The 22,125-nt window shown below is 60.5% G+C and carries 23 protein-coding genes; 16 read left to right on the forward strand and 7 right to left on the reverse strand.

From position 1 onward, the window contains the following. Positions 1-65: 65 nt before the first annotated feature. Positions 66-995: a LysR family transcriptional regulator gene (locus tag FHT87_RS10510; RefSeq protein ID WP_183801610.1), complete on the reverse strand. Its 930-nt coding sequence runs from the start codon at positions 993-995 to the stop codon at positions 66-68. Between the two features lie 129 nt (positions 996-1,124). On the opposite strand from FHT87_RS10510, the gene FHT87_RS10515 reads away from it, so the two are divergent. Both FHT87_RS10515 and FHT87_RS10520 read left to right on the forward strand, forming a co-directional pair. Beyond that, positions 1,125-1,964 carry an oxidoreductase gene (locus FHT87_RS10515; protein ID WP_183728086.1) on the forward strand — a complete coding sequence of 280 codons (840 nt, stop codon included), beginning with the start codon at positions 1,125-1,127 and terminating at the stop codon, positions 1,962-1,964. A gap of 27 nt (positions 1,965-1,991) precedes the next feature. Continuing rightward, entirely contained in the window at positions 1,992-2,873 is an 882-nt protein-coding gene (locus FHT87_RS10520) for an aldo/keto reductase (protein ID WP_183728089.1), read from the forward strand. 34 nt (positions 2,874-2,907) lie between these two features. Here the strand turns inward: FHT87_RS10520 and FHT87_RS10525 are convergent, their stop codons facing one another. Beyond that, positions 2,908-3,825 (reverse strand): LysR family transcriptional regulator, encoded by a 918-nt coding sequence (locus tag FHT87_RS10525; RefSeq protein WP_183728090.1) that lies wholly within the window; start codon positions 3,823-3,825, stop codon positions 2,908-2,910. A 106-nt stretch (positions 3,826-3,931) separates the two neighbouring features. Here FHT87_RS10525 and FHT87_RS10530 point away from each other — a divergent pair, with 106 nt between their 5' ends. The 4 genes from FHT87_RS10530 (at position 3,932) to FHT87_RS10545 (ending at position 8,878) form a co-directional block, all read left to right on the forward strand. Next, the gene (locus FHT87_RS10530) at positions 3,932-4,762 is read left to right on the forward strand and encodes an SDR family oxidoreductase (protein ID WP_183801613.1); all 831 of its coding nucleotides are present in this window, start codon (positions 3,932-3,934) and stop codon (positions 4,760-4,762) included. 385 nt (positions 4,763-5,147) lie between these two features. Next, the gene (locus FHT87_RS10535; protein WP_183728092.1) at positions 5,148-6,425 is read left to right on the forward strand and encodes an alpha/beta hydrolase; all 1,278 of its coding nucleotides are present in this window, start codon (positions 5,148-5,150) and stop codon (positions 6,423-6,425) included. Between the two features lie 77 nt (positions 6,426-6,502). Further along, positions 6,503-7,753, forward strand: coding sequence for an FAD-binding oxidoreductase (locus tag FHT87_RS10540; RefSeq protein ID WP_183801616.1), 1,251 nt, complete (start codon positions 6,503-6,505; stop codon positions 7,751-7,753). Between the two features lie 87 nt (positions 7,754-7,840). Further along, on the forward strand, positions 7,841-8,878 hold the full coding sequence (locus FHT87_RS10545) for a 4-hydroxyproline epimerase (protein ID WP_183801619.1): 1,038 nt from the start codon (positions 7,841-7,843) through the stop codon (positions 8,876-8,878). Between the two features lie 9 nt (positions 8,879-8,887). On the opposite strand, the gene FHT87_RS10550 is transcribed toward FHT87_RS10545, so the two are convergent. Continuing rightward, positions 8,888-9,364, reverse strand: a complete 477-nt coding sequence (locus tag FHT87_RS10550) for an RbsD/FucU domain-containing protein (protein WP_183801622.1) — start codon at positions 9,362-9,364, stop codon at positions 8,888-8,890. Beyond that, positions 9,348-10,595, reverse strand: coding sequence for an ROK family transcriptional regulator (locus tag FHT87_RS10555; RefSeq protein WP_183801625.1), 1,248 nt, complete (start codon positions 10,593-10,595; stop codon positions 9,348-9,350). Before FHT87_RS10555 ends, FHT87_RS10550 begins: the two co-directional genes overlap by 17 nt. A 234-nt stretch (positions 10,596-10,829) precedes the next feature. On the opposite strand from FHT87_RS10555, the gene FHT87_RS10560 reads away from it, so the two are divergent. The 7 genes from FHT87_RS10560 to FHT87_RS10590 all read left to right on the forward strand — a co-directional run bounded on the left by FHT87_RS10560 (position 10,830) and on the right by FHT87_RS10590 (position 17,668). Then, the gene (locus FHT87_RS10560; RefSeq protein ID WP_037071865.1) at positions 10,830-11,849 is read left to right on the forward strand and encodes a sugar ABC transporter substrate-binding protein; all 1,020 of its coding nucleotides are present in this window, start codon (positions 10,830-10,832) and stop codon (positions 11,847-11,849) included. A gap of 155 nt (positions 11,850-12,004) precedes the next feature. Further along, on the forward strand, positions 12,005-13,069 hold the full coding sequence (locus tag FHT87_RS10565) for an ABC transporter permease (protein ID WP_183801627.1): 1,065 nt from the start codon (positions 12,005-12,007) through the stop codon (positions 13,067-13,069). 2 nt (positions 13,070-13,071) lie between these two features. Further along, on the forward strand, positions 13,072-13,854 hold the full coding sequence (locus FHT87_RS10570) for an ATP-binding cassette domain-containing protein (protein ID WP_183728103.1): 783 nt from the start codon (positions 13,072-13,074) through the stop codon (positions 13,852-13,854). Beyond that, complete coding sequence (locus FHT87_RS10575; RefSeq protein WP_183801630.1) at positions 13,851-14,483, forward strand: nucleoside triphosphate hydrolase; 633 nt, start codon at positions 13,851-13,853, stop codon at positions 14,481-14,483. The genes FHT87_RS10570 and FHT87_RS10575 overlap by 4 nt, the downstream gene beginning before the upstream one ends. 64 nt (positions 14,484-14,547) lie before the next feature. After that, positions 14,548-15,588 carry a dihydroorotase gene (pyrC, locus tag FHT87_RS10580; protein WP_183801634.1) on the forward strand — a complete coding sequence of 347 codons (1,041 nt, stop codon included), beginning with the start codon at positions 14,548-14,550 and terminating at the stop codon, positions 15,586-15,588. Positions 15,589-15,765: 177 nt separating this feature from the next. Continuing rightward, complete coding sequence (locus FHT87_RS10585) at positions 15,766-16,944, forward strand: GGDEF domain-containing protein (protein ID WP_183801637.1); 1,179 nt, start codon at positions 15,766-15,768, stop codon at positions 16,942-16,944. A gap of 187 nt (positions 16,945-17,131) precedes the next feature. Continuing rightward, the gene (locus tag FHT87_RS10590) at positions 17,132-17,668 is read left to right on the forward strand and encodes a glyoxalase superfamily protein (RefSeq protein WP_183801640.1); all 537 of its coding nucleotides are present in this window, start codon (positions 17,132-17,134) and stop codon (positions 17,666-17,668) included. Between the two features lie 35 nt (positions 17,669-17,703). Here FHT87_RS10590 and FHT87_RS10595 read toward each other — a convergent pair whose 3' ends face one another. Next, entirely contained in the window at positions 17,704-18,186 is a 483-nt protein-coding gene (locus FHT87_RS10595; protein WP_183801643.1) for an anthrone oxygenase family protein, read from the reverse strand. A gap of 2 nt (positions 18,187-18,188) precedes the next feature. Then, entirely contained in the window at positions 18,189-19,013 is an 825-nt protein-coding gene (locus tag FHT87_RS10600) for an NmrA family transcriptional regulator (RefSeq protein ID WP_183801646.1), read from the reverse strand. 99 nt (positions 19,014-19,112) lie between these two features. Here FHT87_RS10600 and FHT87_RS10605 point away from each other — a divergent pair, with 99 nt between their 5' ends. The 3 genes from FHT87_RS10605 (at position 19,113) to FHT87_RS10615 (ending at position 21,526) form a co-directional block, all read left to right on the forward strand. After that, on the forward strand, positions 19,113-19,766 hold the full coding sequence (locus tag FHT87_RS10605; protein ID WP_183801650.1) for a TetR/AcrR family transcriptional regulator: 654 nt from the start codon (positions 19,113-19,115) through the stop codon (positions 19,764-19,766). 75 nt (positions 19,767-19,841) lie between these two features. Beyond that, on the forward strand, positions 19,842-20,537 hold the full coding sequence (locus FHT87_RS10610) for an orotate phosphoribosyltransferase (protein WP_183801653.1): 696 nt from the start codon (positions 19,842-19,844) through the stop codon (positions 20,535-20,537). Positions 20,538-20,599: 62 nt separating this feature from the next. Next, positions 20,600-21,526 (forward strand): carbohydrate kinase, encoded by a 927-nt coding sequence (locus tag FHT87_RS10615; RefSeq protein ID WP_183801656.1) that lies wholly within the window; start codon positions 20,600-20,602, stop codon positions 21,524-21,526. 110 nt (positions 21,527-21,636) lie between these two features. Here FHT87_RS10615 and FHT87_RS10620 read toward each other — a convergent pair whose 3' ends face one another. After that, positions 21,637-22,002: a metalloregulator ArsR/SmtB family transcription factor gene (locus FHT87_RS10620; protein WP_183728131.1), complete on the reverse strand. Its 366-nt coding sequence runs from the start codon at positions 22,000-22,002 to the stop codon at positions 21,637-21,639. Between the last annotated feature and the right edge of the window lie 123 nt (positions 22,003-22,125).

A 22,125-nucleotide genomic window follows, 5' to 3' on the forward strand; every position in this document is an offset into this window, starting at 1 on the left:
GTCCGGAATTGCGTGAAAACAAAGAGATAGAGCATTTCCGTGATTCGGAGATAAACGGAAATGCTCTAGATAATCACGCTTTCCGTTGCCGGCGGCGCTTCGGATCGATGCTTTCTCAGGAAATCGATGAGCGCGCGCAGCTTGGCAGGCACCCGCCGGCGATCCGGATAATAGAGCGTCAGGCCTGACAGCGGTGGGCTCCAGTCGGCAAGGATCCGCACGAGCCGACCGTCTTCGAGAAAGCGCTCGATATAGCCGTTGATCATGTAGGAAATGCCGATCCCATCGAGGGCTGCCTGTGTGAGTGCTGCGGAATCGTTGAGGATCAGCCGCGGATGGAGCGTAATATCGATGCGCTCGCCATCCTTCTCGAATTCCCAGCGCTCGACCTGGCCGCTGGTGACGAAGCGGAAGCCGATGCAATCATGCTGCAGCAGGTCGCGCGGATGTTTCGGCATGCCGCGCCGGCCGAGATATTCCGGCGAGGCGATCACATGGGCACGGATCGGCGGGCCGATCGGAATGGCCACCATGTCCTTGGCCACCGTCTCGCCGAAGCGGATGCCGGCATCGAAGCCTTCGGCGACAATGTCGCTCATCGAGGCTTCCATCTTCACCTCGACCTGAATGTCGGGATAGGCCTCCAGGAAATCGCCAAGCAGCGGCTGGATGGCGATCATATAGCCGGCGCGCAGCACATTCAGCCGCAGAAGACCGGCCGGCCGGCCGACATCTGCGTCAAGATCCTTGCTGGCGTCGGCAAGCTCACCCAAAGCGGGAAGTATCCGCTCCAGATAGCGGTTGCCTGCTTCCGTCAAACTCACGCTGCGAGTGGTCCGGTTGAAGAGCGGCTGCCGCAGACGGCTCTCCAGCTTGCTGATCGTCTGGCTGATGGCGGACGGCGACACACCAAGCCGGACGGCAGCGGCTGAAAAGCTCTTTTCCTCGGCGACGACGACAAAAGTCACCATGCCGTCAAGCATGTCCTGGCGCATTCGGATCTCCGTTTTCAAGTCCGAGATTAATAAGTTTCTCTAAAAAGGCTATCGTCATTTAATGAGGTTATCGAAATTATCGGATGAGCCTACCTTCGCCTCCATCAAACAGCCCACGGAGTGAAGGCCATGACATCGAAGTCCAAAATCCTTTTCGTAACAGGCGTTTCGACCGGCTTCGGCCGCGCCCTTGCAGAAGCCGCTCTCGCTGAAGGTCACAAGGTGGTCGGCACCCTTCGCAATGAAGAAGCCCTCAAGGAGTTCGAGGCGCTGAAGCCCGGTTCTGCCTTCGGTAAGCTTCTCGACGTCACCGATACCGCAGCGATTGCGCCTGTTGTCGCCGAGATCGAAAAAGAGATCGGTCCGATCGATGTTCTCGTCAACAATGCCGGCTACGGCCATGAAGGTCTCGTCGAGGAATCGACGATGGACGAGCTGCGCCGCCAGTTCGAGGTCAATGTTTTCGCGCCGGTGGCTGTCATGCAGGCGGTGCTGCCCTATATGCGCAAGCGCCGTAGCGGCCACATTCTCAATGTCACCTCGATGGGCGGGATCATCACCATGCCGGGCATCGCATTCTATCACGGCAGCAAGTTCGCCCTCGAGGGTATTTCCGAAAGCCTCGGCAAGGAGGTCAAGAGCTTCGGCATCCACGTGACCGCCGTTGAGCCCGGCGGCTTCCGCACAGATTGGGCCGGCCGCTCGATGGTGCGGGCAGAGCGTTCGATCGCAGATTATGATGAGGTCTTCGAGCCCCTGCGCCAGCGCCGCCTCGAACGCAATGGCAACCAGCCGGGCGACCCGAAAAAGGCAGCGGCTGCAATGCTGAAGCTCATTGCATCCGACAATCCGCCGGCCCATCTCTTGCTCGGGCGTGATGCGATCAGCCTCGTTCGCGAGAAGCTTGGGTCTCTCAAGACCGAATTCGACGCCTGGGAGCAGCTTTCCAGCTCCACCGATTTTGAGTGATTTTATTGACCAAGAGAGGAAAAGACGATGAGCGATTACAATGCAGCGAAATCCGGCACCTTCAAGGTCGGCGGCGACATGGAGGTCAACCGTCTCGGCTTCGGCGCCATGCGCATCACCGGCGACGGTATCTGGGGCAATCCAGCCGATCACGATGAATCGATCCGCACGCTGAAGCGGCTGCCGGAACTCGGCGTCAACTTCATCGATACGGCCGATTCCTACGGTCCTGACATTTCCGAATGGCTGATCAAGGAAGCGCTTCACCCCTATAAAAAGGGTCTGGTCGTCGCCACCAAGGGCGGCCTCACGCGCCATGGCCCGAATATCTGGCTGCCGCTCGGCCGTCCGGAATATCTGATCCAGCAGGTGCACAAGAGCCTGCGCAATCTCGGCGTCGAACAGATCGATCTCTGGCAGCTGCACCGCATCGATCCGAAGGTTCCGGCCAAGGAGCAGTTCGACACCATCAAGTCGCTGCTCGATTCCGGCTTGATCCGTCATGCGGGCCTCAGCGAAGTCTCGGTGGCCGATATCGAAGCAGCTTCCAAGGTCTTCAAGGTCGCGACCGTCCAGAACCGCTACAACCTCGTCGACCGCACCAGCGAAGATGTGCTCGACTATTGCGCCAAGCACAATATCGGTTTCATCCCCTGGTATCCGCTGGCTGCCGGTGATCTCGCCAAGCCCGGCTCGCTGCTCGATACGATCGCCAGGAAGCACAATGCCGCTCCGAGTCAGATCGCGCTGGACTGGGTGCTGAAGCGCAGCCCCGTCATGCTGCCGATCCCCGGCACGTCGAAGGTCAAGCATCTCGAAGAAAACGTTGCAGCCGTTGATATCACGCTGTCGGACGAGGAGTTCACCGCCCTCGACGCCGAAGGCAAGAAGCTCTTCAAGGCTGCCTGATCGTCATAAGACAGAACACAAAACGGCCGCGGTTTCAGCCGCGGCCGTTCTCCTTTCGCGCTCGCGTCATCTCGCGCGCAACATCCAGGAAGGCGCGTAATGTCGCCGGCACATGCCGGTGGCCGGAATAGTAGAGGCAGAGGCCGGGGAAGGGCGGCGTCCAGTCTTCGAGCACTGTAGTCAGCCGGCCAGCCGCAAGATCGGCCTCCACATTCTGCTGGGTCATATAGGCAAGCCCCGCGCCGCCGACGGCTGCTTCCAGCATCAGATCCATGCTCTGCAGCGTCATCGGCCCCTTCACATCGAGCCGGATTTCCTCACCGTGCCGCTCGAACTCCCAGCGATAGACCGCACCGCTCGGCAGCCTCAACCGCAGGCAGGCATGGCGCAGAAGGTCGTTCGGCGTCTGCGGCCTTCCATGTTTTTCGAAATAGGAGGGAGCGCCGACAACGAAGAAACGCTCTTCGGCCTTCAGCGGCACGGCGATCATGTCCTGCGGCACGGTTTCGATGAGGCGTATGCCGACATCGAAACTGTCGGCGACGATATCGATCATGCGCCCGTCGCTGACGATATCGACATGCACATCGGGAAAGCGCCTGACATATTCAAGCACGATCGGTATCAGGATCCGCCGCGCGCCGCCCTCCGATGTATTGATGCGCAGCGTTCCTGCCGGCGTGGCGCGCGCCTGCGTCGCCGCCTCCATCGCAGCCGAAATGTCTTTCAGCGCGGGGCCGATCTTGCCGAGAAACTGCTCTCCCGCTTCGGTCAGCGAAACGCTGCGGGTCGTGCGGTTGAACAGCCTGACGCCGATCCGGTTCTCCAATGCCGCCACCGCATGGCTGAGCGCGGAGGTCGACATGCCGAGTTCGGCGGCGGCCGCGCGGAAGTTTCGCGCCGCCGCGACGGCAACGACCGCATTGAGTTCAATCAGTCCGGTCTTCTGCATTGTCCCAAATCCCGCAAGAGCTCATCCTTGAATATGTGGATTATAAGGACAATGGGCCGCAACTATCTAGCCTCCGGGATCAAACTCAAAACCCGTGAGGCAGATTATGAAAAAGACAGTTCTCATCACCGGCGCGTCCTCCGGCATTGGCAAGGCGGCAGGCAGGCTCTTTCATGCCAATGGCTGGAATGTCATCGCCACCATGCGCAGCCCTGAAAAGGAAAGCGAGCTGACCGAACTTGCCGATATCCTCGTTGTCAGGCTCGACGTTCAGGATCGCGGCAGCATCGATACCGCCATCAAGGCCGGCATCGAACAGTTCGGACGCATCGACGTGCTCGTCAACAATGCCGGTTACGGCCAGAACGGCATCTTCGAGGCAACCTCGCGCGAAAAGATCCAGCAGCAGTTCGACGTGAATGTCTTCGGCGTCATGGATGTGACCAGGGCGATCCTGCCGCATTTCCGGGCAAACAAGGCCGGCACGATCATCAATGTCAGCTCGGGCGCCGGCCTCTTCACCCTGCCGACCCTGTCGATCTATTGTGCTTCGAAATTCGCGCTCGAAGGCTTCACAGAGGCACTGTCCTACGAACTTCTGGGACTCGGCGTCGGCGTGAAGTCGGTGATTCCGCACGGCGGTGTGGCGGAGACCAGTTTCCAGGAGCGCGCCGGCGCCGATTTTGCCATCGATCCCTCGGGCCTGCCTGATTATAATGAATTCCTGCAGCGTGCTCAGCGGGCCTTTGCAGCGATGGTCGCCGCGAAAATGATGACGTCTTCGGATGTTGCCAGGGTAGTCTATGAAGCTGCGACCGACGGCAAAGACCAGCTGCGTTATCTCGTCGGTGATGATGCGCGCGGATTCGTGAAAGCGCGCCGGAGCATGGACGATCAGGCCTATATGGACTTCATGCGGGCGCAATTTGCCGAATAATTTTGATCATCTGGTCAAAGGTGCTGCAAAATGAGGCGCCCGCGTGACGCCTATGAGGCAAGCATTGCGCCGAATGCATTGCTGCATTGCGGTAATTTCGCTATTCTCCATCAAATGAATTGGGTATTAATAATCCCGAAGGCAGCGCACTCCTCCTCCCAGCGCTTCCTTTCATCGGACTGACAACACTCCTCCTCCCAGTTGTCAGTCAGGATCAAGAGCCCGACGCACCTCCTCCCGCGTCGGGCTCTTTTCTTTTCCGGACCATATCCCTCCTGAAACCTTCGTGAAATTGACTTGGCTCACGGGCTCGGACTAACTGGAAGCGCGCGTCAAGCGCATGTCGGTGGCTTGGCGCGATGACGCCTGAACCTGCGGAGATGTCATGATCGGCGGATGCGGCGTTTCTCGCAAAGCCCTTGCAGCCCTGCTCGTCCTCTGCGTCGGCCTCGCTTCCTGCGGGCGGCCGATCGGCGTGATGCAGGCGGCCGGCACGGTTCCGCCGGGGACCTCGCGCGTCGACCTGCTGGTGGCGACGACGCGGGCTGCTGACGAAAATCCGGCCGTGCTCTTCTCCGGCGAGCGTGGCACCGGGCTGATGGTCGATGCCGTCGATGTCTCCATTCCGCCGGAAGCCAACCGCAAGGCAGGGCAGGTGCAATGGCCTCGCCGTCTGCCCGCCGACCCCCTCAAGGACTTCGTCACCGTCGCGGTCGATCCGCTGGATGGGGAGAAGGCGGGAGAGAACTGGCTGAGGACGCATATGCCGAAGAGCAAGCGCGTGCTCATCTTCGTGCATGGTTTCAACAATCGCTACGAGGATGCGGTCTATCGTTTCGCGCAGATCGTCCATGATTCGCATGCCGATGTCGCGCCCGTCGTGTTCACCTGGCCATCCCGCGCCAGCATCTTCGACTACAACTACGACAAGGAAAGCACCAACTATTCGCGCGATGCACTCGAAGAGCTGTTGCGGCGCACGGCCAACAATCCAGCCGTCGGCGACATCACCGTCATGGCTCACTCCATGGGCACGTGGCTGACAGTCGAGGCTCTGCGCCAGATGGCGATCCGCGACGGCCACGTTGCCTCTAAGATCAACAATGTCATCCTTGCCTCGCCTGATCTCGATGTCGACGTGTTCGGCCGTCAATTTCAGAGCCTCGGCAAGGACAAACCGCACTTCACCATCTTCGTATCCCAGGATGATCGCGCGCTCGCACTCTCGCGACGCATCTCTGGCAATGTCGATCGCCTCGGCCAGATCGACCCTTCCGCCGAGCCTTATCGCAGCAAGTTGGAAGCGGCCGGTATCACCGTGCTCGATCTGACCAAGCTGAAGACCGGCGACCGCCTGAACCATGGCAAATTTGCTGAGAGCCCCGAAGTGGTAAAGCTTATTGGCGACCGGTTGATTGCCGGCCAGACCATCACCGATTCCGAAGTCGGGCTCGGTGAAGCGGTCGGTGCGGTTGCCATCGGTGCAGCCCAGACGGCCGGCAGCGCGGTCAGCCTTGCAGTCAGCACGCCGATCGCCATCTTCGATCCCCGCACCCGCCGCAACTACGATGCCCAGGTGCGCCGTCTCGGTCAATCGATGAACAATACGGTCGGGTCCGTGGGCGATAGCGTCGGTGCCGGATTGCCGGAAGAGGCACAGTAAAAAATCATAGGCATTCGCTTTGTTGTGATATATCACACCCTGAACGGCAATCGACTCTGCCGTGTGGTGGACAAGACATGGCGAATGAAACGAATAAGACGGTGGCCGTTGTCGGCGCCGGTGTGGTCGGCGCTTCCATTGCTTTCGAGCTGCAGCGGCGCGACTTTCAGGTCACTTTAATCGATAAGGGCGAGCCGGGCAGGGGAACCTCCTACGGCAATATGGCGAGCATCGCGCTTGACTTCGCAGCCGGCTCCGGTCCTGCGACCTGGAAGAAACTGCCGCGCTGGCTGATCGATCCGGAAGGCCCGGTCTGGCTGCGGCCTTCCTATGCGCCGAAAATCCTGCCCTGGTTCCTGCGTTTCCTCGCCGCCGGCCGTCCCTCGCGCCTCAGGGAGATCGAGGATGCCGGCATGAGCCTCTCCAAGATTGCTCTCGGCGATATCAGCGCCATGCTCGATACAATCGGCGCGCCCGAGTTGATGACCGAAGAGGGCTGCCTGGCGATTTATGAGACCGAGGCCGAATTCGATGCGGACCGCGGCCATCTCGAACTGATGCGTCGCTATGGCTTCGAGTTCGAAGTGCTGAGCAATGGCGCGATCCAGTATTACGAGCCGACCCTTTCGCCGAAAATCGCCAAGGCGGTGCTGCTGCCGGACAACAAGTCGATCCGCGATCCCTACAAGCTTGTCGTGAAGCTCGCCGATGCCGCGAAGGCCGCCGGTGCCAACTTCGTTTCCGGCGAGGTAAAGAGTGTGGAGCGCAGGGGTGATGGAAAGATCGCCGTCCTTCTCGAAAACGGCAGTCGCATCGAGGCCGATAACGTCATTCTCGCCGCTGGCGTTCATACCCGTTTCCTCGCCGAGGCCCTCGGCGAGCCGATCCCGCTCGAAACCGAGCGCGGCTACCATACGCAGATCATGCAGCCTGGTATTTCCATGCGCTATTCGGTGATCTGGCCGCATCGCGCCTTCATGGTCACGCCGACCGCAGGCGGCATCCGCGTCGGCGGCAATGTCGAGCTGGCTGGACTCACGGCCGCGCCTGATTTCCGTCGGCCGCGTGTGCTCGTGCGCCATGCGCAACGCATCCTGCCCGATCTCAAGGTTCAGGACACCAGCGAATGGATGGGCCACCGCCCGGCGCTGCCCGATACGATCCCGATCATTTCGCCCTCCTCGAAAATATCAGGCGTCTTTTACGCCACCGGCCACGGCCATCTCGGCCTGACCTATTCGGCAACGACAGCGCGGTTGATCGCCGATATGGTGATGGGCGGCAAAACGCCTGTTGATATCAAGCCATTCCGTATCGATAGATACTAACAGCAGTGATGTCGGCGGCTCCGTCGCCGACCAGAATATCCGCGTTGATGACGGCATCTCGCGTTAAGTCTGATTGGAGTTTGCAAGATGAGATGGAAGCGTACGATCCAGCTTCTGGATGTCCACGCCGAAGGTGAAATCGGCAAGGTCGCGATCGGCGGCGTGCCGAAGATTCCGGGCGAGACGGTCGCCGCTCAGCTTCACTGGCTGAATACCGATCCGAAGGGCCAGGAGCTTCGTCGCTTCCTCTGCCTCGAGCCGCGCGGCGCGCCGATCGGGTCGGTCAACCTGCTGCTGCCGCCGAAGCATCCGGACGCGGATGCCGCCTTCATCATCCTCCAGCCCGATCAGGCGCATGCGAGTTCCGGCTCGAACTCCATCTGCGTGACGACCGCTCTCCTGGAATCCGGCATCGTCGAGATGAAGGAGCCGGAAACCATCGTCACGCTGGAAACCGCAGCCGGCTTGGTGAAGGCGACGGCTACCTGCCATGATGGCCGCTGTGAAAAGGTGAAACTCACCATGGTGCCGTCCTTCGTCCACGAGCTTGATGTCGAGATCGACACGCCGCATTGGGGAAAGATCACGGCCGACATCTGCTATGGCGGCATCTTCTACGCGCTGGTCGATGTCGGCCAGATCAACCTGACGATCGAGAAGGCGAATGCCGCGGCACTGGTGCAGGCGGGCATGATCCTCAAGGATCTCATCAACCGCAATATGCACGTCGTGCATCCGGAAATCCCCGCGATCTCAGGCGTGGCCTATGTCATGTTCCGCGATATCGAGGCTGATGGCACGGTGCGCACCTGCACCACCATGTGGCCGGGACGCGCCGACCGTTCGCCATGCGGCACAGGCAATTCGGCCAATCTGGCGACCCTCTACGCCCGCGGAAAGGCCAAGGTCGGCGACACCTTCAAATCGAAGTCGATCATCGGCTCGGAATTCGAGGTCGGTCTGCAGGCGCTGGCGGAAGTGGCCGGTAAGCCCGCCGTCATCCCGACGATATCAGGCCGCGGCTTTACCTTCGGCCTGTCGCAGGTCGCCCTCGATCCCTTCGATCCCCATCCCCTCGGCTTTGCCCTGACGGATGTCTGGGGGCCGTCTGCCGGCGAGATCTGAAAACCGATATCAATAGACGAAGGGATCGACCTCGGCCTTGGCAGGTTCGTCACTGGCCGAGGGATAGATGACGCCCTTGCGCAGGATGATGTTGGCGTAGAGCCGCGGCTCACTGGTCTGGATGACGGCATGGGCCGCCCGCACGCGGCCATAGAAATCCTGCCCGACGAGTGGGATGACTTCGCGATCCGGCTCGTGCCTGGCGCAGCAGGCGATCATTTCCTCGTGCACGGGGTCGAGCTTGTCGCGTTCGGCCTTCACGGTCGAGCGGAAGATCGCCTCGTCCACAAAGTCGTCGATTGGCAGGACGCTCAAAACGGCATCGAGAACCGGAATGAGATGGTGCCCGTCGAGCCGGATCAGTCGCCGGGCGTGCTCGATGCCCGGATAGTTGCCGTCGACGATGGCGATTTCGTCGCCATGGCCCATGCCGCGTAGTGTTGCGAGCAGGTCCGGGCTCAGCAGCGGGTCAAGCCCTTTCAGCATTGTCGATCTCCTTGAAAAGTACATTCTGGTCGGTGAGATAACGCGCGAAGATCGGCAGGCTGGCGCCGCCGATGGCACGCGCCTGTGCGCCGACCACGCCTTCAACGATGTCAGGCATGACGACGCCCTGCAGGTCGAGCTTTTCAGCCTCGTGGATCGTCGCCTGTACGATACGCCGGCGCACCCAGTCGGGAAAGCCGCCATCGATGACGGCGGCGCTGAAGTCGATGATCGAGGCCGCGGCCACGATCGCCTGTGCCAGCGCCTTGGCCGTATCCTGGATCCAGGCCTCCATCGGTTCGCCGAAATCCACCCAGTCGTCGGCCGAATACCAGAGCGGCTGCGGGTCGATGCCGCGTTCGCGCAGCATGTTTTCCAAGACGAAGATGGATGCGATCTCAAGAAGCTGCAGCGTCTCGCCATTCTTGCCGCGCACCGGCAGCGGGCCGATCGCGCCGGCCGTGCCCGTCTTGCCGGAAAAGATCGATGAATTCAGCACGATCCCGCCGCCGATGAAGGAGCCGATGAAGAAATAAACGAAATCCGGATAGGAGGGACCGACGCCGAACACCAGTTCCGCGCCGCAGGCACTGGTGGCGTCGTTCTGCAGGAAGACCTGATAAGAGACTTGTTCCGCGATTTCGGCCTGCAGATCGAAGTCGCGCCAGACTTCCATGGCTCCTTCAGGCGCCCCCACTTCGTCGGCCCAATTCCAAAGTTCGAAAGGTGCTGCAATTCCAAGGCCGGCGATGCGGCTGCGCTCGCGCTCCTCGAGTTTTCCCTCCAGCTCTTTGATCCCCTGCGTCACAAAGGACAGGATCTCGTGGGGCAGGGGATAGGCATAGATCCTGTGCAGCTGCAGCCGGATCCTGCCGACGAAATCCATCAGCACGAGGTCGGCGCTCCGTCGGCCGATCTTTACGCCGAAGGAATAGACGGCATCCGGATTGAGCCGCATCGGGATGGATGGCTGGCCGACGCGGCCGCGAATGGGCTCCCCGCGCGACAGCAGCCCTTCCTTCTCCAGTACCCGCATGATGACGGAGACGGTCTGGGCAGACAGCCCGCTACGACGTGCGATATCGGCCTTCGACAGGGCACCATAGAGGCGCACCAGCGACAGCACGAGCCGTTCGTTATAGGCGCGCACCCTGATCTGGTTTGCACCTCCCGACGGATTCAGAATTGGCGGCGGGGCCGGCATCGAATCCGGACCATCCAAGGACGACATTGGCCACTCCTCCCGATTAACGGCCTATGCCCGATTTCTCGCCAGCATGCCACATCGAATTAATAATTCAATTGGATTTATTTATTGACAAGCCGTTTTCTTTCGCTCTTAATTGCCATCGTCAACGGCACGGGACGGCTTTGGGAGGGGCTCATGTCACATTCCGCAAGTCTCGCTGTGCATGAATTCCGGCACCGCCTTGGGGGCGGGTCGGCTAATCTCTGGGAGGAATTCATGAAGAAATCAGTTCTCGCTTTCGGCGCTCTCGCGCTCGGCGTTGCCTTTTCCGCTCCGGCGATGGCGGCAGATGTTTCTGCATGCCTGATCACCAAGACCGACACCAACCCCTTCTTCGTCAAGATGAAGGAAGGTGCTACGGCCAAGGCCAAGGAACTCGGCGTTTCGCTGAAGTCCTATGCCGGCAAGATCGACGGCGACAGCGAAAGCCAGGTCGCAGCGATCGAAAGCTGCATTGCCGACGGCGCAAAGGGCATCCTGCTCACCGCGTCCGACACCAAGGGCATCGTCTCTTCGGTCAAGAAGGCGCGTGATGCCGGCCTGCTGGTCATCGCGCTCGACACGCCGCTTGAGCCGGCCGATGCCGCCGACGCCACCTTCGCCACCGACAACCTGCTCGCCGGCAAGCTGATCGGCCAGTGGGCCAAGGAAACGCTCGGCGACAAGGCCAAGGACGCTAAGGTCGGCTTCCTCGACCTGACGCCGTCGCAGCCGACGGTCGACGTTCTGCGTGACCAGGGCTTCATGATCGGCTTCGGCATCGACCCGAAGAACCCGAACAAGATCGGCGACGAAGACGACAAGCGCATCGTCGGCCATGACGTGACCAACGGCAACGAGGAAGGCGGCCGCAAGGCCATGGAAAACCTTCTGCAGAAGGATCCTGGCATCAACGTCATCCACACGATCAACGAACCGGCCGCTGTCGGCGCCTATCAGGCGCTGAAGGCCGTCGGTATGGAAAAGAACGTGCTGATCGTATCGGTCGACGGCGGTTGCCCGGGCGTCAAGTCGGTCAAGGAAGGCGTCATCGGTGCCACCTCGCAGCAATATCCGCTGCTGATGGCATCGCTCGGTATCGAGGCGATCAAGAAGTTCGCCGATAGCGGTGAAAAGCCGAAGCCGACCGAAGGCAAGTCCTTCTTCGACACCGGCGTTTCGCTCGTCACCGACAAGCCGGTCTCCGGCGTCAAGTCGATCGACACCAAGGAAGGCACGGACAAGTGCTGGGGCTGAGCCCTGCCTGATTGACATCAGAAAGGCCGGGGCTTGATCCCCGGCCATTTTGGGCAGACGATATGCCGTCGCCCGACAAACCGGCTGATTAAGACCGGAAGTATATCGGCCGCGGCTTCCGCGTGGGTTCGGCGCGCGGATGCGAAGGAGGAACAATGACCGGAGCACAGGAATTTGAACGTGTCCTCGACAAGAGCGACAAGAACGTCGCCTCGTTCGAGCACGAGACCGTCTCGCTGATCAAGCGCGCCCAGCATTTTCTGCACTCGACACCGGCCGCCGTGCCGCTGATCGTGCTGGTGCTGGCGATCATCATTTTCGGGATAACGATTGGCGGACGATTCTTCTCGTCCTACACCCTGACACTGATCCTGCAGCAGATCGCCATCGTCGGCATTCTCGGCGCGGCCCAGACGCTGGTCATCCTGACCGCCGGCATCGATCTGTCGATCGGCGTCATCATGGTGATCTCGGCCGTCATCATGGGCAATGTCGCCATCACCTACGGCATACCAACACCGATCGCGGTCATTGTTGGCCTCCTCGTCGGCGGCCTGTGCGGATTGCTGAACGGCTTCCTCGTCGCCTACATGAAACTGCCGCCATTCATCGTGACACTTGGCACCTGGAACATCGTCATGGCGACGAATTTCATCTATTCGGCCAACGAGACGATCCGCGACACCGATGTCGACGAACAGGCGCCGCTGCTGCATCTTTTCGCCGCGAGCTTCAAGCTCGGCAGTGCCGTGCTGACGCTCGGTGTCGTCGCCATGGTGCTGCTCGTTCTTCTACTCTGGTATGTGCTCAACCACACCGCCTGGGGAAGGCATGTCTATGCGGTCGGCGACGATCCGGAAGCAGCCAAGCTTTCCGGCATCCAGGCCAAGAAGGTATTGCTGACCGTCTACACCATATCGGGCGTCATCGCCGCCTTCGCGGCCTGGGTCTCGATCGGCCGCAACGGCTCGATCTCGCCATCCTCGGCCGTCACCGACTACAATCTCCAGGCGATCACCGCGACCGTGATCGGCGGCATCTCGCTGTTCGGTGGCCGCGGCTCCATTCTCGGCACGCTCTTCGGCGCCATGATCGTCGGCGTCGTGTCGATGGGCCTCAATATGCTCGGCGCCGACCCGCAATGGAAAGTCCTGCTGACCGGCGTGCTGATCATCGCCGCCGTCGCCATCGATCAGTGGATCAGAAAGGTTTCGGTGTAACCATGGCTGTCGAACCCATTCTCACCGCCCGCGGCCTCGTCAAGCGTTATGGACGTGTGACAGCGCTCGACAATGCCGATTTCGACCTCTATCCGGGCGAAATCCTCGCGGTCATCGGCGATAACGGTGCCGGTAAATCCTCGCTCATCAAGGCGATATCTGGGGCCGTCACCCCCGACGAAGGGGTGATCACCCTGGAAGGCCGGCAGGTGCATTTCAGATCGCCGATGGAAGCGCGCGATGCGGGCATCGAAACCGTCTATCAGAACCTCGCCCTTTCGCCGGCTTTGTCGATCGCCGACAACATGTTCCTCGGCCGCGAGATCCGCAAACCGGGTCCGCTCGGCTCCTGGTTCCGCATGCTCGACCGGCCGACGATGGAAAAGCAGGCGCGCAACAAGTTGTCCGAACTCGGCCTGATGACCATCCAGAATATCAATCAGGCGGTGGAAACGCTCTCCGGCGGCCAGCGCCAGGGCGTCGCCGTTGCCCGTGCGGCAGCCTTCGGCTCAAAGGTCATCATCATGGACGAGCCGACTGCCGCTCTCGGCGTTAAGGAAAGTCGTCGCGTGCTGGAACTGATCCTCGACGTGCGCGCCCGCGGCATTCCGATCGTGCTCATCTCGCACAACATGCCGCATGTCTTCGAGGTGGCGGACCGCATCCATATCCATCGCCTTGGGCGCCGCCTGACGGTCATCAACCCCAAGGAATACACGATGTCCGACGCCGTCGCCTTCATGACCGGCGCCAAGGCGGTCCCTGCGGAGCCCGTCGCTGCATGAATGCAAGAATAGACGACATAGTCGGCGAGGTCTTGAACCGCGCCGGCAATACGAGGCGCTTCCTCATCGCGATCGCCGGCCCGCCGGGTGCCGGCAAATCCACCATGGCTGACAAAGTCGCCAGCGGCCTTAAAGCGAAGGGCGAGAGTGCTGCGGTGCTGCCCATGGACGGCTTCCATATGGACAACGCCATTCTCATCGAGCGTGGTCTGCTGGCCCGCAAGGGCATTCCGGAAACCTTCGATGTGCGCGGCTTCCTCGATATCGTCAAAGCCGTGCGCCCCGCCGATCAGGAAGTTCTCGTTCCCGTCTTCGACCGTTCGCGTGAGCTTGCCATCGCCTCTGCCCGGCCGATCGATCCCAAGGACCGCTTCATCATCATCGAGGGCAACTATCTGCTCTTCACTGAGGGCAAATGGGCTGAACTCGACGGTATCTTCGATTACACGATCATGCTCGCCCCGCCGATGGAGGTTCTGGAAGAGCGCCTCTGGGATCGTTGGCGCGGCTATAAGCTGACCGAGGAAGAAGCAAGTGCCAAAGTCTATGGCAACGACCTGCCGAACGGCCGTCTCATCCTCGAAAATCGCCGGCCTGCCGATATCACATTGGAAATCGCGCTGGCCTGAACAGTTGTTTCCGTACCGGTGTTGATGCTATCGAGGCGAAACCCGCATCGCTTCGGAGGCTCCCATGCAATCGCTCACCATCCGCCGTCCTGACGACTGGCATCTGCATCTGCGCGACGGCGCCATGCTGGAAGGTGTGATCGGCGATACGAGCCGCACCTTCGCGCGTGCCATCGTCATGCCGAACCTGGTGCCACCCGTCGTCACGACCGCGGATGCGACCGCCTATCGCGAGCGCATCATGAAGGCGCTTCCTGCTGGCCACCGCTTCCAGCCGCTGATGACGCTCTATCTGACCGAGGATACGAGCCCCGACGACGTGGAAGAGGGAAAGAAGAGCGGCCTCGTCACCGCCGTCAAACTTTATCCGGCCGGCGCCACGACGAATTCGCACGGTGGCGTGCGTGACATGGAAAAGGCCATGCCGGTGCTGGAGCGCATGGCCAGGATCGGGCTGCCGCTCTGCGTCCATGGAGAGGTGACGACACCTGATGTCGATATCTTCGATCGCGAAGCTGTCTTCATCGAGACGGTGCTCGACCCGCTGCGCAAGCGCCTGCCGGAACTGAAGGTGACGATGGAACATGTCACGACATCAGATGGCATCGACTATATCAAGTCGGCCAAGGCCAATCTCGCCGGTTCCATCACCACCCATCACCTGATCATCAACCGCAACGCCATCCTCGTCGGCGGCATTCGCCCGCATTATTACTGCCTGCCGGTCGCAAAACGCGAAAACCACAGGCTGGCGCTCCGGGCCGCGGCGACGAGCGGCGATAGCAGGTTCTTCCTCGGCACGGATTCCGCGCCCCATGTCGACCCGCTCAAGGAATGCGCCTGCGGCTGCGCAGGAATCTATACCTCGATCAACACGATGAGCTGCCTTGCCCATGTGTTCGAACAGGATGGCGCACTCGACAAGCTGGAGGCTTTTGCCTCTCTGAATGGCCCCGCCTGGTATGGGCTGGCGCCCAACGAGGAACGCATCACGCTGGAGCGTCAGGCCGAACCGATGGTCTTCCCCGCCAGGATTGAGACCGGCGCCGGTCCAGTCACCGTCTTCGATCCGATGTTTGCGCTGCATTGGCAGATCAAAGCCTGAGAAAAGACGTTGCAGGCTTAAATATTATTCTCCTTATAGTTGCTGCTGGATGTTGAATTTGTAACGCTCGGCTGCAGAACCGATGTTTTTTAACGGAATGCGTAAGACATTCGTCAGCAATGACGAGATAGATTTCAGAACGTTATCGGCGCGGCAGGAGCCGCGGAGATTTAAAGCATGATGCTTGACTATAATTCATTGCTGCTGGCGCTTGGCGTTTCAGCAACCTGCCTTGCCGTGACGCTCATGGGAAGCTGGCTCGTGCGCCGGGCCGAAACCTTTCTTCTCACCGGCGCATTCGGCCTCGTTCTCGTCGTCGCCGGCATTTTTGCCTACGCCTTTTATGTAGAACAGCCCGGGCCTGTGCTCGGCGTCGGCAATTTCGTGCTGTTCCATGCCGGCTTCGCCACCATCTGGGGCGCTGGCTATCAGTTCCGCACCGGCCGGCTCCCGATATCAGGCATCGTCGTCCGTGCGCTTGTCGCGATGGCCATATCCATTCCGCCGATGATCGCCGGGCTGGATGGTCTGGCCTTCATGGCGGATAATCTCGCCATCGCCTTTCTGCTCTTCACGACCGCCTGGCAATATTGGCTCGACCGCGCCGAAGCACCTGCGCCGATATCAGGCATCACCGCCCTCTACACGTTGACGGCGATTTCCTTCGTCCTCTGCGCTGCCGTGTTGATCTGGGACGGCAAACTGGTGCTTGGCGCCGCACCCAGCAATTGGGCGGAAGACCTGAGCCTTGCCATATGCATTGCCGGGATGACCGGCATCGGCGCCCTATCGCTGGCGCTGCATCAATGGCGGCTTGCCGCCCGTCACCGCATCGATGCGATCACCGATCCGCTGACCGGCTTGCTGAACCGCCGCGCGCTGTTCGACCAATATGGCGTTCGCACCATGGGTGTTTCGACCGCCGTCATCCTCTTCGACATCGATCATTTCAAATCGGTCAACGACCGCTATGGCCATGCAGTCGGCGACCATGTCCTGAAGGTCTTTGCCGGCGAACTTTCGGCCAATTGCCGCAGCGGCGATACGGCCGCCCGTCTCGGCGGTGAAGAATTCGCTCTGGTGCTGAAGGAAATCATGCCCGGCCGCGCCGAGCTTGCCGCCGAGCGTATCCGCAAGGCCTTCGAGGATCGCGACATTTATGTCGACGACGAGGTGCTGAAATGCACCGTCAGTGTCGGCGTCGCCCCCGGCCGCTCCAAGCCGCTCGATTTCGATGCCATGCTGGGAGAGGCGGACAAGGCGCTCTATGTCGCCAAACGCGCCGGCCGCAACCGTGTCGAGCTCGCCAGCCACCTTCATTCGGTGCCGGCAGGGGATGCGCGCTCGGCCTCTTGATCCCTCTTCCGACCTTTCGTAAGTTGACAGTCGGTCGGCCGGATGCAGCCAGCCGCCCCGCGATGCGCAAGCATATGGTGAATGCATCCAAATCCACCTTCACATCCTTGCTCTGGCAATCGATGGCGAACGGGTCAGCAGACGCGGGCACTGATCTTCCTGTTTGCCGCCGACGGAAGGATGAACAATGCGCGATTTTCGCGATGCCAAGCTTATGGCAAAAACCCTGCGGCAGGCACTTGCCGACCGCGATATTTCCCTCACCCATAGCGAAACCCTGGAGATTGTCGCCAGACAATTCGGCCTCGACCAGTGGAATATTCTTTCCGCAAAACTGGACGAGACGGAAGGGGCAAGGTCCTCAATCGGCATCGAGCCGCCGGTGCCGATCTTCCGCATCTTCTCGGTCGAGAAGGCGATGGAATTCTACTGCGGCTTCCTGGGTTTCACGCTCGACTGGGAGCATCGTTTCGGCGAAAACTCCCCGCTCTATTGCCAGGTCTCGCGCGAGAATATGCAACTGCACCTGAGCGAGCATTCCGGCGATGCCAGCCCCGGCGCGCGAGCCTTCGTACGGGTGAGGGATGTCAGAGCCTATCAGGCAGAACTCGCCGCCAAGAAATATCGATACATGAATCCAGGCATCGAGGAAGCGCCCTGGGGCCTCGAAATGGGCGTCATCGACCCCTTCAACAACCGCATCACCTTCTGCCAACAGAATTGATTGGCGAGGGCGGAGGGATATTCCCTCCGCCCTTTTCAAATGGTCATGAGCGCCCGCACGAACGCGACCGAGGCCAGCAGCGAGGCGATGGTGCGCACATGGTTCCACCAGGTCCAGTCCCTGAGATAGGTCGTCCAGAGCTGCACCGCGTCTGGCCCGTTGCCGCTGACTTTCGCCAGCGCGTCATTCATCGGCACGTTGAAGACGATGGTCGAGAGGAAGGATGCGATGACATAGAGTGCTGCGCCGGCGAGCATCATCGAAGAGGCGCCGCCGCGCCAGTTCAGGAAGGCCAGCACTGCGATCACGACGCAGAGGATCGCCGTCGGCACGAAAAGCAGCATGAAGGGCGAGCGGACGATGGTCACGTTGATGGAATTCATCGCTGCGATGCCCTGCTCGGGCGGGATGCGCGAAAAAGCAGTCATGATGAAGGTGGAAAAGGCAAAGAAGATGCCGGCGACAAGACCGCTGCCGATCGCCGCCGCAATAAGGGAAATGACGAGGAGGATCTGCATGGTCAGGCGCTCCACAATCCGGTTGCCGCGGTCTCCCGCGCATATTGGCTGAAATCCCTTGCCGGGCGGCCGAGTATCTCTGTCACACCACCCATCACCTGCGAATTGCGCCCATCGAGCACCTGTCCGAAGAGTTCTTCCAGAAGTGCCACGATCGGTGCCGGCGTTCCCACAGCGGCAAGTTCGTCCTTGAAATCCGCCATCGATACCTGCCGATATTCTATCGGACGGTCCGCGGCTGCGGCAATCTCGGCAACGGCTTCGCGGAAGGTCAGGGCGCGAGGGCCGGTCAGCTCATAGATCCTGTTGCGATGCCTGATGTCGGTCAGTGCCGCCACTGCCGCATCGGCAATGTCATCGGCGTCGACGAAGGGCTCCTGGATATCGCCAGCCGGCAGCTCCAGCCTGCCGGCAATCAGCGGCTCCACGAAAGCGCCCTCGCTGAAATTCTGGCAGAACCAGGAGGCGCGCAGGATCGTGTAGTCGATCCCCGCTGCCTTGAGCGCTTCCTCGCTCCGCTGCGCCCCTTCTTCGCCTCGGCCCGAAAGCAGCACGATATGCTGCAGCCCGCACTCCCTCGCGAGCTTTGAAAGCGTTTCGATGGCCTCTGCCGCCCAGAAGACGGAAAGGTCCGGCTGGAAGGCGACATAGGCGCTCGTCGCACTCGTCAGCGCATCGCGCCAGGTCGAACGATCCTCCCAGTCGAAGACGGGTATCGTGGAGCGGGACGCCTTGCGCACGTTAAGTCCCAGCTCTTCCAGCCTGTCGGCAATGCGGCCACCGGTTTTGCCCGATCCGCCGATCAGAACGATTTCGGAATTCTGCATATCGAAACTCCTCCTCGGTTAAAATAAGAGAAACTCTCTCATTTGCAAAATGAGATAAACTCTCTTATTTTCTTTGTCAACAGTCGAAGGAAGCGGAAGATGGCAGAAGAAGTGATCGCACGGCGCAGGCGCCAGCAGGAGTCAACCGGCCAGCCACGCCGCATCCCGAGCCAACAGCGCGGCCGCGAACGCTTCGAAAAAATCCTGGCGGTTGCTTCCGAGCTCATCGAAAAGAATGGCAGCGATGCCCTGAAAATGAGCGAGATCGTTGAAAAGGCTGATCTTTCCTTCGGTGCCCTCTACCAATATTTCCCGGACAAGACCTCGATTATCCGCACGCTCGCCGAACGCTTCAACGAGGAAGGCCGTCAATGCGTGGCCGCCGAACTGGCCAAGGTGACGACCGCGGATAATCTGCGCACTGCGCTCTGCGTCATCGCGGATGAATATTACGCCTTCTTCCGTCGCGAGCCCGTCATGCGCGATATCTGGCACGCGACCCATACGGACAAGCTTCTTCAAGAGGTCGATGCCGAAGACATGGAATTCCATGCCCAGGCCCTGCTTTCGGTGTTACAACAGCTATGGCCCGCAGGGACCGAGGCCGAGCTGCTGGCCATCGCCCGGCTGACGATGCAGCTTCTTGCTGCTGCCGTCCGCTATGCGGTTTCGCTGGATGAGGAAGAGGGCACTCAGGCGATCGCGCTCTTCAAGAAGATGCAGGTTGCGGATATCGGCCGCCTGCTCGGCTGATGGCCGCCTTCCATCTGGAAACCGGCCGCTCTTGCTGCTATTGCCGCTGGAACGTCAGTCGAAGGAGAGAGCCGCATGATCCAGACCACATTCCCTGATCGCGCCGTCATGGCAGAGCTGCTGGCAAGGATGCTCTGGGAGATCAAGGCGGTGCATTTCAACGCCGAGACGCCCTACAAATACGCCTCCGGCATCATGAGCCCGGTCTATATCGACTGCCGCAAGCTCCTGTCCTTTCCGCGCATCCGCTCGACCGTGATGGATTTTGCCGCCAGCACCCTGCTGCGCGATGCCGGCTTCGAACAGTTCGATTGCATCGCCGGCGGCGAAACGGCAGGCATTCCCTTTGCCGCACTGCTTGCCGATCGCCTCGGCCTGCCGATGATCTATGTCCGCAAGAAGCCGAAAGGCCACGGCCGCAATGCCCAGATCGAAGGCGACATGAAGGAAGGTGCACGTGTCCTCATCATCGAGGACCTGACGACGGCCGGCGGCAGCATGTTCACCTTCATCGATGCCATCAGAGCCGCCGGCGGTGTCGTCGATCACGGTATCGCGCTCTTCTTCTACGGAATCTTCCCGGAGGCACATCAGCGCTTTGCCAATGGCAAGGTCCAGCTCCATTATATCGCCACCTGGCGCGAGGTTCTGGCAATTGCCAGGCAGCAGAAGCTCTTCGACGACAGGACGCTGCAGGAAGTCGAGGCCTTCCTCGATGCGCCGCTCGCATGGTCGGCAAGGAATGGTGGCGTAAGTGAGCTTTCGCTCTAGCCTTTTGACAAAAGCTCGCTTAATCGATTGAGAAACGCGTAAGTCCTGTTGGGAGGAATTCGATGATTTTGTGCTGCGGCGAAGCTCTGATCGACATGCTGCCGAGGGATACGACCCTGGGCGAAAAGGGTTTTGCGCCCTATGCCGGCGGCGCGATCTTCAATACCGCGATTGCGCTCGGCCGCCTCGGCATTCCGACGGCTTTCTTCACCGGCATTGCCGACGACATGATGGGCGAAATCCTGCTCGATACGCTGAAGGCGAGCAATGTCGATTACAGCCCGTGCGCCATCACGCCGCGCCCGTCGACGATCGCCTTCGTCAAGCTCGTCAATGGTCAGGCGACCTATGCCTTCTACGACGAGGGCACGGCCGGCCGCATGATCACGACAGATGACCTGCCGACCCTTGGCGCTGACTGCGAAGCGCTGCATTTCGGCGCGATCAGCCTCATCCCGAGCCCCTGCGGCGAAACCTACGAGGCGCTGCTGAACCGTGAAGCCGCCACACGCGTCATCTCGCTCGACCCGAACATCCGCCCCGGCTTCATCAAGGACAAGCCGGCGCACATGGCCCGCATCAAGCGCATGGCCGCCAAGTCCGACATCGTGAAATTCTCCGACGAGGATCTCGAATGGTTCGGCCTGGAAGGCGATCACGATACGCTGGCCGCCCACTGGCTGAACCACGGCGCCAAGCTCGTCGTCATCACCAAGGGTGCAGAAGGCGCCACCGGCTACACTAATGCGCGCAAGGTCACCGTGCCGAGCGAGCGCGTCACGGTCGTCGATACGGTCGGCGCCGGCGACACTTTCGATGCCGGCGTCCTCGCCTCGCTGAAGATGGATAACCTGCTGACCAAGTCGCAGGTCGCCAATCTCGATGAGCAGGCCCTGCGCAATGCTTTGGCTCTTGGCGCCAAGGCTGCCGCGGTGACCGTCTCGCGCGCCGGTGCAAATCCGCCCTGGGCACGCGAAATCGGGCTCTAAAGCCGGAGCCGCAGTCTTTCGATTCCCTTCTCCCGGAAGAGAAGGGGATAAGCCACAACGTATCGACGCCCTGTTTCTCGCGCCACGCGAGCGCAGGATCTGTCCGGTGCTCAAGGCAATTCTTTCGCGCGTGCGCGCGTCTGGCTTTCCTTCTTGATCGGCCGACCGACCGGGCAGACCTCCTGCACGAAGCCGTTGAGCGTGTTGACGAGATTGTTCTCGATCAGGGAATAGTGGACGAACTGCCCCTGTTTCTCTCGCCGGATCAGCCCCGCCGTCTCAAGGACGGAAAGATGTTGCGAGACGGCTGGCTTGGACATGCTGAACCGGTCGGCGATCTCGCCAGCCGTAAGGCTAGATGCAGAGAGATAGGCCAGGATCTTCCGGCGCGGCGCACTGGAAAGCGCGTGAAATATCCGCTGGGCGGCGCTGACGGATCCGTCTTCTGCAGCGTCATCGAAAGTTTCTTCTTCCAAGTCTGATCTCCGTGCCTGCGGCATAGTTGCATCGATCCGTTAAACAATTAAGCAATTAACGCATTGCTTAATTGTTTCTCTTCGTGCAAAGTAATTAGATAATTCCTTAAATAATGAATTGGT

The sequence above is a fragment of the Rhizobium sp. BK316 genome, assembly GCF_014193695.1.
Lineage (GTDB): Bacteria > Pseudomonadota > Alphaproteobacteria > Rhizobiales > Rhizobiaceae > Rhizobium.